General features: G+C 46.5%; 10 protein-coding genes. 4 read left to right on the top strand and 6 right to left on the bottom strand.

Going from position 1 to position 12,717, the window contains the following annotated elements; translation table 11 throughout:
* Nucleotides 1–33: 33 nt before the first annotated feature.
* Nucleotides 34–900 (bottom strand): alpha/beta fold hydrolase, encoded by an 867-nt coding sequence (locus DLM76_RS19875; protein ID WP_118966315.1) that lies wholly within the window; start codon nucleotides 898–900, stop codon nucleotides 34–36.
* A gap of 130 nt (nucleotides 901–1,030) precedes the next feature.
* On the opposite strand from DLM76_RS19875, the gene DLM76_RS19880 reads away from it, so the two are divergent.
* Entirely contained in the window at nucleotides 1,031–1,561 is a 531-nt protein-coding gene (locus DLM76_RS19880; RefSeq protein ID WP_118966316.1) for a rhodanese-like domain-containing protein, read from the top strand.
* A 212-nt stretch (nucleotides 1,562–1,773) separates the two neighbouring features.
* Here the strand turns inward: DLM76_RS19880 and DLM76_RS19885 are convergent, their stop codons facing one another.
* The 3 genes from DLM76_RS19885 to DLM76_RS19895 all read right to left on the bottom strand — a co-directional run bounded on the left by DLM76_RS19885 (nucleotide 1,774) and on the right by DLM76_RS19895 (nucleotide 5,912).
* Nucleotides 1,774–2,274 (bottom strand): crossover junction endodeoxyribonuclease RuvC, encoded by a 501-nt coding sequence (locus DLM76_RS19885; protein WP_167450805.1) that lies wholly within the window; start codon nucleotides 2,272–2,274, stop codon nucleotides 1,774–1,776.
* Between the two features lie 98 nt (nucleotides 2,275–2,372).
* The gene (locus DLM76_RS19890; RefSeq protein WP_118957566.1) at nucleotides 2,373–3,122 is read right to left on the bottom strand and encodes a YebC/PmpR family DNA-binding transcriptional regulator; all 750 of its coding nucleotides are present in this window, start codon (nucleotides 3,120–3,122) and stop codon (nucleotides 2,373–2,375) included.
* Between the two features lie 117 nt (nucleotides 3,123–3,239).
* Nucleotides 3,240–5,912 (bottom strand): TonB-dependent receptor plug domain-containing protein, encoded by a 2,673-nt coding sequence (locus DLM76_RS19895; protein ID WP_346725447.1) that lies wholly within the window; start codon nucleotides 5,910–5,912, stop codon nucleotides 3,240–3,242.
* Between the two features lie 338 nt (nucleotides 5,913–6,250).
* On the opposite strand from DLM76_RS19895, the gene DLM76_RS19900 reads away from it, so the two are divergent.
* A complete protein-coding gene (locus DLM76_RS19900; RefSeq protein ID WP_118966318.1) occupies nucleotides 6,251–6,793 on the top strand; it encodes a PaaI family thioesterase in 543 nt (180 codons plus the stop codon).
* A gap of 89 nt (nucleotides 6,794–6,882) precedes the next feature.
* Here DLM76_RS19900 and DLM76_RS19905 read toward each other — a convergent pair whose 3' ends face one another.
* On the bottom strand, nucleotides 6,883–8,697 hold the full coding sequence (locus DLM76_RS19905) for a sodium:solute symporter family protein (protein ID WP_118966319.1): 1,815 nt from the start codon (nucleotides 8,695–8,697) through the stop codon (nucleotides 6,883–6,885).
* A 123-nt stretch (nucleotides 8,698–8,820) separates the two neighbouring features.
* On the opposite strand from DLM76_RS19905, the gene DLM76_RS19910 reads away from it, so the two are divergent.
* Nucleotides 8,821–10,038 (top strand): aspartate kinase, encoded by a 1,218-nt coding sequence (locus DLM76_RS19910; RefSeq protein WP_118957572.1) that lies wholly within the window; start codon nucleotides 8,821–8,823, stop codon nucleotides 10,036–10,038.
* A gap of 230 nt (nucleotides 10,039–10,268) precedes the next feature.
* On the opposite strand, the gene DLM76_RS19915 is transcribed toward DLM76_RS19910, so the two are convergent.
* The gene (locus tag DLM76_RS19915) at nucleotides 10,269–10,676 is read right to left on the bottom strand and encodes a hypothetical protein (RefSeq protein WP_118957573.1); all 408 of its coding nucleotides are present in this window, start codon (nucleotides 10,674–10,676) and stop codon (nucleotides 10,269–10,271) included.
* Nucleotides 10,677–11,119: 443 nt separating this feature from the next.
* On the opposite strand from DLM76_RS19915, the gene DLM76_RS19920 reads away from it, so the two are divergent.
* Nucleotides 11,120–12,717 (top strand): methyl-accepting chemotaxis protein (locus DLM76_RS19920; protein WP_147455810.1); only part of this gene is annotated, 1,598 nt, incomplete at its 3' end.

A 12,717-nucleotide genomic window follows, 5' to 3' on the forward strand; every position in this document is an offset into this window, starting at 1 on the left:
AAAGAATCAAAAAAATCGATTCAAACCGCAAACTCAGATCGCCTTCTTTTCCTTCAGCCAGGAAAGAATTTCGCGATCGAAATTTTCCGGTTCTTCCAACGGAGGCGTATGTCCGCTCTTCTCGAAATATTGAACCTTTAAATCCTGAAAAAGCGGGAGAACCGAATCCCAAGTGGAGGCGGGAGGCATGAGATAATCGTATCTTCCGAGACCCAGATAAACCGGAATTTTGAGCGACCGAACCGCGGGTTTGATATCTATATCGCGGAATACTTCTCCCCATACGTGATCGAAGACAGCAGTGTTTACCGGAATGTCCTCCCAAAGCCAGGAAGAATCGTATTTAAAATCGTACCAGCTTCTCGCGCCCGCATACACATTAAATAATTTGAATGCATTTTGCGGATCTTTGGAGATCGCTTCTCCCAATTCGGACATTCGTTCCGCAAAGTATTCCTTTCGTTCGGCTGTCGCGTTCTCCTGAAAATACGATTCAATGAGCTCGTGACTTTTTTGGGAAAGATCCGGCGTCATACAAAGCAGAATCAGATGAGAAACTTTCTCGGGATATTTTTTCGCGTATTCAAGAGCCATATACCCGTGACCGGAATGTCCGACCAAAACGATTTGCTCCAACCCGAGCTTCTTTCGGACGAGTTCGATATCTTCCAAAATGACGTTCAAGGAAAAATCTTTTTTGTCCGTAGACGCGGGCCCTTCCGCATATCCTCGATGATCCGCAAAAATCATACGGCAAGAGTTACGGATATTTTGGGAAAAACTTCGATCGTAATAGAGAGCGCTTCCGATCACGAAAACATCCGGTCCTTCCCCATCTGCGACGTATTTCAATTTCCAGTCTTTTGATTGGACAGCGCCTTCGATTCTGTTCTTGCCCATAACTCTTCTTTTAAACCGATTCCGACTTACCAATGTTTTGAATCGACCGCGTCTGAAAACTTCAAAAGCGAATTGACATCCGAAGTTTTGGCTCGAAAATTTCAGTCAGTTCTATTCAGGAGAAACTTTTATGAGAATTCTTTTTATCCTTCTACTCAGCTTCTCGGTGAGCGGAACTCTAATCGCAAAGGAGAAAACGATTATTAAAACAAAAAACAAAATTCCGAACCGTCTTATCGACTACAAAATGTTTCAAAACACGGTAAATTCCTCTTCGGAAGAAAGAGAAGCCAAACGCCTCACGGAGGAAGAATTTCTTCGCATGATCGAAAAGGAGGACGTGATCCTTTTGGACGCCCGCAGCGAGTCCCGCTACAAACTCAGACATATCCGCGGTGCGATCAGTCTGCCTTTTACGGAGTTCACCAAAGAATCCTTGGCTCAAGTGATTCCGAAATTAGATTCAAAAATTCTAATATACTGCAATAATAACTTTATGGGAAGTCCGCAGGCGTTTGCCGCAAAGGCTCCGGCCGCCTCCTTGAATCTTTCAACCTTCGTTTCTTTGAAGGCATACGGTTATACGAATATCTACGAACTCGGTCCTCTTTTGGACATTCAAACTACAAAACTTCCCTTCGAAGGAAGCGAGGTGGAGTGAAGCAAGGGGAAAGTGCGATCCTGATTGTCGGAGGTACGACAAAGTAGGTTCGATTTTTTAGGTTTACGGAAATTTGTTTTTCTGTTACGTGAAATTTATCGAGCTTTCCCGCCGCCTCTCCCCACCACCCAAAACAAGGGTGGGGTCCGCAAGTTTTACGGAAGGTTGTCGGAGCTACGACACCTTTCGGGTCGCTGCGACCCTCTCCCGTTTTAAACCTTAAAACGCACGCCAAGCAAAGGACTCGCACTCATAGAAAGTCCGACATAAGCCGCGGCAACCGCGTCCCAAGAATCATCATGTCCTTTCAGCAACTCAATGTTGAGGAGCAACTTTAACGCTTGGCGAATCTGTTTTTTATCGGCGGTTCCGCTTCCGGTCGTTCCCTTTTTGATCTGAGAAACGGTAGGTTCTAAAATTGGAATATTCTTTTCCGCTAATGTAACTAAAAGAACGCCTCTCGATTCGAACACACGCGAAGCGGTCTTCTTATTCTTCGCAAAAAACATTTCTTCGACGGATGCGAGAGATGGCTGGAATTCCTCCAACACTTCGGACAAACCGCTTCTCAAAAGAAGAAGATTATCCGGACTGGGTGTTCCGGAAGGAACTTCAACGGTCCCGTATGTGAGGATTTGAATCTTGGAACCGTTCTTTTCCAGCACCGCATAACCGGCTCTATGCGAACCCGGGTCGATTCCGATGATTCTCAAGTTAAACGTTCCCGATTGAATGAAAAAAAGATAGTAAGGAAGAATCCGAATCTCCCTTCTTTGCGGAAGAGAGATCGGATGCGAGGAATTTCAAGAAGTCACTCAAATTCTTTTTCGAGCGAAGCGGCCAACTCGAAGTTGGATGTCACGGAAGTCACGTCGTCGTGGCCGTCCAACTGATCGATCAACTTCATCACTTTCTCGGCGACCTCTTTGTCCGCGATTTCGGAGCTGACCAAAGCGATATAACGGATTTCCGATTCCTCCGCTTTCAGTCCCTTCTCGTTTAACGCGTGCAATACGGCCTCGTAATCGTCCGGAGTCGTGATCACTCGGAACACTTCCCCTTCGTTGATTACGTCTTCCGCTCCGGCTCCGACCGCGAGATCGACCAGTTCGTCTTCTCCGATTTGAGCGGATTCGAGCACGATCACACCCTTTCTTTCAAAAAGTCGGCTTACGGAACCGGAAGTTGCAAGAGAACCTCCGAGTTTCGTAAGGATGCTTTTGATTTCCGGAGTCGTTCTGGATTTCTTATCGGTGACCGCGGACACCATGATCGCGATTCCACCCGGTCCGAAACATTCATAGAGACACTCTTCGTAAGTGACTCCTTCCAAATCCCCCGTTCCTTTTTTAACCGCCCTTTCTATATTGTCTTTGGGCATGTTCACTGACTTGGCTTTCAGTATCGCAAGTCTGAGCCTCGGATTTCCTTCCGGATCTCCTCCACCCATCTTTGCGGCTACCGTGATTTCTTTTCCCACTCTTGTAAAAATGGCTCCGCGTTTGGAATCGATCGCGTCTTTCTTACGTTTGATCGTAGCCCATTTCGAATGTCCGGACATGATTGCTATCCCCTATGAATCGCTTTAATGACGTTTTAAATGATACTTTCCAGAAATCAAAAAAAAGGCATTCTGTCCATCCTTTTCAGCGGGAGAATTCTCCCCGATCGGAAAATCCTAGAACTTAATCTGCATCCCGATGCTGATCAGAGGATAATACTTCACTTTTCCACCGATCGCAGTCGATTCGATGTAATTGGCGTTATACACCGGATTCGGATTACTCGGCGTCGTGATTCCCGTCAACGGATTGGTAACCGCGTCCCTTGAATAAGGACCGAAATTATTAAACGTCTGACTGATCTGATTTCTATTACCGAAGAAGTTGATGAACTCGATGTATGTGTTCACGTAACCCCATTGATAATTCATAAAACGATCGATGCGGATATCAAGCTGATGAAAGTCGGGCCATCTTCCGGAATTATAATATTCGGAATACGTTGGATTGTAGAGATTGATTCCGGTAGAAGCGATCGCGGACGCCTTGGATGAACCCACGATCGGAGTGATCGGAACGTTCGTAAGATACGTGTATTTACCGCCCACTTGCCAGCTCTGACCGAACTTCCAAGCCAATACGATGTTGAGAATGTGAGTCCGATCGTAATCGTATAACTGCAGTTTGTCGTTGTCCACGACGAGTTCGAACTTTCCGTCGTCGTAGTAGTTGAGATAATTTCCGCCTTCGTGCAGCTGGTATTGAAGTCTTCGATTTCGGTTGTCTCGGGTTCTTTGTTTTTCCTCGTCTTCCGTAAGTTGAGGCTGGTGGTTGTTCCGCTTGGATACGGAATTCGTATAAGAAATCCATCCGAAAAATCTACGCGCAGAATTGTGATTCGCTTTGAAAAAAAGTTCCACCCCTCTCGAATAACCGTCTCTTGAATTCGAATAGTTCATGTTTCGCACGAGAAACGGATTTTTTTGAACGTCGTCCGGATGATTGACGATATCCCTTTTTTCGTTGTTCGGATGATACGGATCTTGAACATACGTATCGGGAGTGACCAGATTCGAATACTGATTGTGAAACCCTTCTACCTTAATGATATAATCGCCGGTCACCCTTTGTTCGATCCCGACAGAAGAATGAATCGAATGTTCCATCTTTAGATTCGGATTTCCCGATCTCGAAGAAAACTGTTCGATCTGCAAAGGCGCGTTGAAGTGCTCACCGGTTCCTGCTAAGAATTTCGTTCCCGTCTTGAGAATTTCGTATTCCGCTCTTCCTCGAAACGCGTCCCGTTTTTCGTGAACTTTATCGTAGTAGTCGTGTCGATAACCGGGAAGAATGCTGAATCCTCCGAGTTTGAATTCGAGTTCGGCAAAACCCGCGATTTCTCTCGTGTGAATGCGATCCCCTTCGATCAAAGCGCGGAACTGACGATTGGAATCCAAAAGACTGTTGAAGAAATCGAGAAAGGTTGCGTTCGAGGATTTGATATCTTCTCCTTGAAGCTGAATCGTTTTCTCGCGAAGCTGCCCGCCGAAACGAAACGTTAGATACCTTTCGATCAGATTGATTCTCGTGTTATTTTCTACGAAGTTGATATTCTGAGTCGTAACGTTCTGAAGACCGAAGATCTGTTCCGCGGTGAGAGGATTTTTGAAGTCCACTTCGAAGTTTTCCCGAAAGTGATTGTTCGAAATGGAGAACGAACTTTCAAACCAGGATTTATTGTTGTACGTATAACGAAACCCGCTGGTTCGAAACAATCTCTGCAAACCGACGGGAGGTCTTCCGGAAGCGGCTTCCTGCAATGTGGAGATTCCTAAGAATTCTTTTTTGCTGTTTTCAAAGTCGTCCTGAGCCTTCGTATATTTCTGTTTATCCTTCGCGCCGAACAACAACACGTTGAACGTATGATTCGCGCCCGGTTTCCAATTGAACTTGGCTTGATAGTCTTCGTAGTCGGCGTACTTCGCGTCGGGAGGAATTCCGTCCGGATATAATTTCAGTAAAGCGACGTTCGGATACGACTTTCTCGCGGAAACGATCGCGTAGATGTTTTCGGAAATCTTGTTCTGATGATAAACGTCCGAAAGAAACGTGTTCAAGTTTACGATCGAGAACGTTTTCGCCACTACGTCGGGCGTTCGAATATCGATGATACCGCCCGTCGCAAAACCGAACTGAACCGGAAACGCGCCCGAATAAATGTTAAACGACTTGATGAGATTGTTGTTCAGAACCGAAGATTGATCTCCGAGGTGATACGGATACGACATCGGAAACCCGTCTAGATAATAACCGTTCGCCAGGGTTCCTCCGCCGCGCATGACCAAAAACCCCCGCTCGCTGTTCGAATACGGATTCGAATTTCCCACGCTGTTCACCAAATTGTTAAACGAAGAAGACGAAAGTCCGATCGGAGGAACGGCCGCAATTCCGGGTAACGTTTGAATCGCCTTGAGCGCGTCGTTCTGCGCTCCCGGCAATCTTCTAATCTCTTCCTGTTGCAGAGTATAACGCGAAAGAGATTCGAGATCGCGGTCTCCGTAGACGTTGATTTCTCCCGCAACGGGCTTGCGGATAAAAAGAAATTTCTTTTGACCGTCGTGTTCGATCGTAACTGTCTTTTTAAACACCTTTTCGGAGGTCATGATTCTCAGGTTGTATGTTCCCGGCGCGGGAAACGTAACCTTGACCGAACCTTCTCCGTTTGTGATGAGATACTTTCCGATTTCTTGAAATACGATCGGAGTGTTTGAGACCGCGTTGTTCCCCGTTTCGTCCGTGACGACGATTTCCGCTTGAACGGGCTTCTGCGCGAACAAAGGACCGGACAAGAATACGATCGATATGCAAAGGAAAACACGAAACTGGTTTCGCTGGAAACAAGGAAGAATGGAAAAGCCGGAACGGACGAATTCGGACGAAACATCGCCTTTGAAAAGACATTTCCTTTTTTTCAAGAATCGTGAGAATTCTTCCATTACTATCCCGGATTCTTCAAAAAATAGAATTCGATTTGTTTTTCAATCCATAATTCTTGCCCAAAAACGCGTTCTTCAGCGCGATTTCGTCTATTCCCGGAAGAGGAAAAAATCCGTTTTCTCCATTCACAAAAAAGAATTCCGATTTTAGTTTGACATCTAACTATTAATAGTTTTATATAAAACTTTATATGAACCGCCAAACCAAATTCTTTCATTTTTGGAAAGTGCTCCTCTACCAGCTCAAGATCTTTTTACGTTGGCCCGTTTACTGGCGTTGCGGAGGCAGAATTCTGCAAATGACGGACGACATGAGAGAGATGAAAGTAAAACTGCCGCTCAATCGGAAGACGAAAGGATTGATGGGCACTCACTTTGGCGGTTCTTTGTATGCGTTCGTGGATCCGATTCCACTTTTGATGTTGAAGGAAAACTTGGGGGAGAATTATATTCTCTGGGATATCCAGGGTGGAATCCAATATCTCAAAGCCACTTCTAAGGACGTCTTTGCGGAATTCAAAATTCTTCCCGAGGATCTAATCGGAATCCAAGAAACCTGCGATCAAAAGAAAAAGATTCACTTTAAAGTCGAGATTCCGATCTTGGAAGCAAACGGAGAACTCGTTGCAAAAGTCGACAAAACGATTTATATCCGCAAAAAGCCGGAGCCGTCCTTCAAAAGAAGCGCAGAACTCGACGCATCATCAAAACGAACGGTCGAAGCCGGAGTATAAATCTGCTTTATATTTTCTGAATATTCTAAAAAATAAACATCACGATCGGCAACCGCCGCACGATCTTGATTGATTCCAATCTGTTTTGATTATTCCGTTTGATTCTTGTTGAATTCTTTTTTCCAATAGACCGCGCCGAAAACCGCAAAACCGATCAGACAACAAGCTCCCTGCCAAAACTGCAGCAGAAAGAAATATCCTAAAGAGAACATTCCGAAAAACAAAGCGACGGTTCCCAAAAACCAAAGCATGATTCTTCTTTGAAAATCCTCGAGCCTTTCTTTGCTTTCGCCGCCCTTCCAAAATCCGAACGGATTGACCCTCTGGACGAAGGCGTCTAACGTTGCCTGCGGAACCGGAGGAGTCAAAAGAGTCACCGTGATCGAAACGATCACCGAACCGATCGCAACCCAGAACAAAAGATATTCCGATCGAACCTCGGGAAACATAGGATACAAAATCATGGATAAAACGAGTGCCGTGATCATTCCGGAAAGTTCCGTCCAAGCGTTGGTTCTCCACCAAACCCATCTTAAAATTTGAGGCAAACCCATACCGGAAGCGAAAGCCAACAAAAATTTCCACGCGCTCGCGATCGATTGGATTTGAGTCGCGACCAAAATCGCAATGACGGACATCAGCACGACCGCGATTCGACTGACTCTCACCAAAGTTTTATCGCTCGCAGTCGGGTGAATGAATCTCAGATAAAAATCGTTTACCAGATAACTCGCACCCCAGTTGATATGCGTGTCGGCCGTCGACATAAAGGCAGCCATCAAACTGGCGAACACGATTCCCAAAACTCCGCTCGGCAAAATGAGCTTCATCAAAATCGGATAACCCATCTCGCGGTCCCCGCCGACGATTTGTCCTTCGGAAAAATATCTAGTCGGATCGTGTAAAGGAAAGACGACTAACGTGACGAGCGCGGTTAACACCCAAGGCCAGGTTCGAACGATAAAGTTCGCGACGTTGAACCAAAGAGAACCCTTTTCCGCTTCTTTCGGATTTTTCGCGGTGTGGATTCTCTGCGCCAAATAACCGGAACCGTCCGAATAATACTGAGCCCACCACTGAACGGAAACGAAGATTAGAAAAACCGTAAATGGAAGAGAGGCGTCCTGAAAGTCGGGCCAGAAGCTCAGAATCGATTCGTGTCTATCAGGATAGACTTCTTCCATTTTCGTGAGAAGTCCGGAAATTCCTCCCTGACTCGAAACCGCATACACGGCGAACAAAATCGCGCCGCTCATTCCCAAAGCGAACTGAACGAGATCGGTCAGGATCACGCCTTGGATTCCTCCCATACTGCTGTAAACGATCACGACCAAAAATAAAATGAGAACGGTAATCGTATTATTCAAAGAATCGAATATTAAAAAGGAAGGCCATAAACTTTGAACGATCGCAAATCCGTCCGCACCGAGAAGATCCTTCCAATCCAAAAACGGACCGGTGATCTTTGACATCGCCTTAAACACCCATCCGAGTACAATCGAATTTACTAATATACTTAGGTAGAACGCCTTGACCATCCGAAGAATCGTCGCGGGTTTTCCGCCGTAGCGGAGCTCGACGAACTCGACGTCCGTGAGAACTTCCATCCTTCTCCATTTACCCGCAAAAAAAACGGTCATCGCCATATAACCGATCGCCCAACTCCACCAAAACCAGTTGGCCGAAATCCCGTCCGCGGCAACGAACCCGGTGATCACGAGCGGAGTATCCGCCGCAAACGTTGTCGCAACCATCGACGTTCCGAGCCACCACCATGGAAGTTTCCGATCGGCTACGAAATACGAAACGAGACTTTTACCAGCTTTGGGAGAAAGCAGAACTCCCGCGCCGAACGCAAAGATAAGATAGATGAAAAGGATGGACCAATCGACGATGCTGAACATAGTTTCTTCTTTCGTCAGTTTTAAAGCCTTTCCTAAGAACGAAACCCTCTTTCCAAAATCGAAGAATCAAAATCGAATTCTCTTGATCCCCCGCCTTGAAAGAAAATCATGACTGTTAAGGTTATGGCAAATATCATCGTTCAAAAATACGGCGGAACTTCCGTGGGGACCCCGGAAAGAATCCAGAACGTTGCAAGAAGAATCAAATCCTATCACGACAAAGGCCAGCAAGTCGCCGTTGTCGTATCCGCGATGGGACATACCACGGATGAACTCGTGGATCTCGCGAGTAAAATTTCCGCAAACCCTCCCAAACGGGAAATGGACATGCTCCTCTCGACGGGCGAGCAGATTTCCACAGCGCTCCTCGCCATGGCTCTCTGGGAAATCGGAGTTCCGGCAACTTCGTTTACGGGCTCTCAAATCAAACTTCTGACGGACGGAAATTTCTCGAACGCAAAGATCAAAGAAATCGATCGATCCAAAATCGATAACGCATTCAAAGAAGGTAAGGTCGTCATCATCGCGGGATTCCAAGGAATCGACGCGGACGAAAACATCACCACTCTGGGAAGAGGCGGTTCCGACACTTCCGCGGTCGCGGTCGCAGCGGTTTTAGGCGCGAAAGAATGTGAAATTTATACGGACGTGGACGGAGTTTATACGGCCGATCCGAGAGTCGTTCCGAACGCAAAAAAACATACGCAGATCACTTACGAAGAGATGCTCGAATTGGCGAGCTTGGGTGCGGGAGTTCTCCATTCCAGAAGCGTGGAGTTGGGAATGAATTACGACGTGGTCATTCACGTTCGCTCCAGCTTCAACGAAAACCAAGGAACGCTCGTAGTAAGCGAGGACAAGATTATGGAAAAATTAAAAGTCAGCGGAGTCACCGCAAAAAGCGATCAAGCAAGAATCACAATCGCGGGGGTTCCCGACAAACCGGGATTAGCCGCGGGGCTTTTCGGAGAACTGAGTTCCAAACACATTCTCGTGGACATGATCGTCCAGTCTTCTCCGCATAACGGAATCAATACGATCTCCTTTACGATTCCGAAAAAGGACGTTCTCGAAGCGAAGCCGATCCTTCAGGGATTTTCAAAGTCTCACAACGCGAAAGAACCGGAAATCAACGAAAGTATCGCGATCGTTTCCGCGGTCGGGGTCGGAATGAAATCGCACGTGGGAGTTGCAGCGGGAATGTTCAAAGCGCTCGCGGACAACGGAATCAACATCGAAATGATTTCCACTTCCGAGATCAAGATTTCCTGCGTGATTCCGGAAGATCAGGCGAAAGTAGCGATCAACAAAATTCACGACGTATTCGGCCTCTCGGCATAAACAACCCGATCCGTCGAGTGACCCATAGGGAACGAGACGCTGAGTTAGGGAGACGTTTACTGAATTCTCGCCGAAACGCAAAAGACCGGGCTTCCGAAACGGAACCGGTCTTTTTTATTGTAGAAATCTAGAATATTCTTAATCCTTACTATTTCTTCCCGAAGGTGCCGCGTTTTCTTTTTAAGCGGAGAATCCTCCCGCGATTTGAAAAGAAAACGCACGCATCAAGATCAATCCTCTTTCGGAGATTGAAATACGGCAAGCAGCTGAAGAAAAACGAAAACCCAGTGCATCACTGTCGTGCCGTAACCCATGGGAAGACTATCGACTGCGATAAAAATTCCCCACATCAGAATATTAGCGGTTCCTAATAGACTATGAATCGCGACGGCGGTGATATGCCAATACCGTTTCGGTTCCCTTCCGGCGCGGAAAAGAAGAACCCCGAGTATGAAAGCGAGTCCGTGCGCCTCGAACGCTCCGATCCCGATAAATTCCTGACCTTCCAACATAGAACGGGCGGGGCCTTTTCCGAAAAAAATCCCGAGAATGTCCAGGATGATAAAACCGCCAAGAGACGCGATCATGAGCATCACGCCGTTGATCCGCAAAAGGAATGCACGCGCAGAAAGCGACATGGTTTAAAACCTCCAAAAATTTTCGGAAGGAAACTCGAAAAATCTATCTTTGTGAAAAGTAGAAAACCGCGATAAACCTTTCGCTCTAAAATCGAACCAATTCTAGCACAGCTTTCATTCACTTCTAACCTATCAAAGAATTCGAAACGGACAAGTGAATATCGCGAAACGATCGGTAAGTGCCGCTTTTTATTCTCCCCTAATTTCTGACTTTTCAGCAGTTTTGAAAATTTGATTTCCAAATTTCTGCCTCCGCAAGATACGTCTTAGTTTTCGTTCCGGGAAGAAACGACATTAATGCGACATAGAGGCTTGAACTTTTTACTCTACATAAAAACGAATGAATTTTTTATAAGTTAGGAATATTTTGCTCGAACGATTCGTCCCATCGTCTTTTAATCATCTTTTCCCATTTCTTTAGTAACGCTCTCGGAGTTTATACAATGAGCATTCGGTTTCGTATTTCTCTGTATCTTTCCATCGTTTTATTTATCGGTTTCAGCATTCTCGCGGGGATCAACTCATATAGCGCGTACCAGAATCTCAAAAAAGAAGTCATCAACAGTTCGGAGGTGACGGCGGAACGCTGGACGTTCGAAGTAAAAGATCATTTGGATACGACGATGGCTTTGATCCGAGGTTTCCGCTTCCCTCTTATGTTCGCCTCGCCGGGCAGAAACGAAGTAATCACCTCCCTCCGGGAGATATTAAAGCGAAATGATAATTTATACGGTGCGAGCGTCGCGTACGAACCGAACGCATACGACGGAAAGGACGCTCAGTTCGTCAACGCGGTCGGACACGATTCCACGGGAAGATTCGTTCCGTATCTTCACAGAGGAAAAACGAACGACGACATCGTTCTTGAACCCTGCAAGTTTTACGATAGCACCGGTCCGGAAGGCGACTGGTATCAGATTCCGAAAAAGCTCAACGCTCCGTTCGTGACCGATCCGTATTATTACGAAGTCGAAGGCAAGGTCAGCATTCTCATGATCTCCCTCACGGTTCCGATCAGCGTGGAAAACCGTTATTACGGAATGGCGGGTATCGATTACAAATTGGAGGAATTACAAAGACTCATCGGAAATACGAAACCGTTCCGCGATCAAGGATATGTCGCGCTCATCTCGCCTAAAGGAATTTATGCGGTCAACGGTCTCGATAAATCCTTGGTCGGTAAGCCGATTCCTCAAGAACACATGGAAACGTATCTCAAACTCAGCCAGGAAGGAAAAAAATTCACTGCGGACGCGGAGGGTTTTACGCATTATCTTTTTCCGTTTCATATCGGAAAAGAAAAAAGATTCTGGGTGATGCAGGTCAGCATTCCGAATTCGATTTATCGGGACGACATCGCGGGAATTCTATTTAGAAGTTTCGTGTCCACGTTAGTCATATTGATCGTCGTTCTTTTGAGTTTGAATTTCATATTCCAAAAATTGATTACGTCCGGTCTGTTGAAGGCCATCGGATTTTCGGAAGAAATCGCCAAAGGAAATCTTGTTGCAAAAAGCGATCACGACAAACAGGACGAGATCGGCACATTACTCGGTTCTATGAACACGATGCGGGAAAATCTTCTCAAAGTCGTTCGTGAGATCGGCGCCTCCGCCTCCAGACTCAAAGGGACTTCTCAAAAGATGGCGGATTCATCGAGGAGCTTTTCCGATGTCGCACAAACGCAAGCTTCCGCTGCGGAAGAATCTTCGGCGGCGGTCGAAGAACTCGCAGCCTCCGCACAAAACGTCGGTAAGTCGATGGAGAAAGCAGTTTCCAGCATGAAAGAGATCGACGGAAACGTCGTACGTCTCAAAGAACAAATCGTGAACATCAATCGTGAAATGCAGGATCTCGTCGGGCTCGCGGCTCAATCCAAAGAGCAAGGGGTTACGGGGGAGAATGCGATGGTCGCTTCTACAAGCGCAATGGCTGCGATCGGAGACAGCGCTTCCCGAATCACAGAAATCCTTTCCATCATCACCGAGATTTCCGAAAAAACGAATCTCCTCGCCTTGAACGCAGCCATCGAAGCCGCAAG

The organism is Leptospira yasudae, from assembly GCF_003545925.1.
Lineage (GTDB): Bacteria > Spirochaetota > Leptospiria > Leptospirales > Leptospiraceae > Leptospira > Leptospira yasudae.

What these genes read in the sequence shown, in the direction of transcription:
- DLM76_RS19875 (WP_118966315.1), bottom strand. Translation starts at nt 900, where the DNA reads ATGGGCAAGAACAGAATCGAAGGCGCTGTCCAATCAAAAGACTGGAAA.
- DLM76_RS19880 (WP_118966316.1), top strand. Translation starts at nt 1,031, where the DNA reads ATGAGAATTCTTTTTATCCTTCTACTCAGCTTCTCGGTGAGCGGAACT.
- DLM76_RS19890 (WP_118957566.1), bottom strand. Translation starts at nt 3,122, where the DNA reads ATGTCCGGACATTCGAAATGGGCTACGATCAAACGTAAGAAAGACGCG.
- DLM76_RS19900 (WP_118966318.1), top strand. Translation starts at nt 6,251, where the DNA reads ATGAACCGCCAAACCAAATTCTTTCATTTTTGGAAAGTGCTCCTCTAC.
- DLM76_RS19905 (WP_118966319.1), bottom strand. Translation starts at nt 8,697, where the DNA reads ATGTTCAGCATCGTCGATTGGTCCATCCTTTTCATCTATCTTATCTTT.
- DLM76_RS19910 (WP_118957572.1), top strand. Translation starts at nt 8,821, where the DNA reads ATGGCAAATATCATCGTTCAAAAATACGGCGGAACTTCCGTGGGGACC.
- DLM76_RS19915 (WP_118957573.1), bottom strand. Translation starts at nt 10,676, where the DNA reads ATGTCGCTTTCTGCGCGTGCATTCCTTTTGCGGATCAACGGCGTGATG.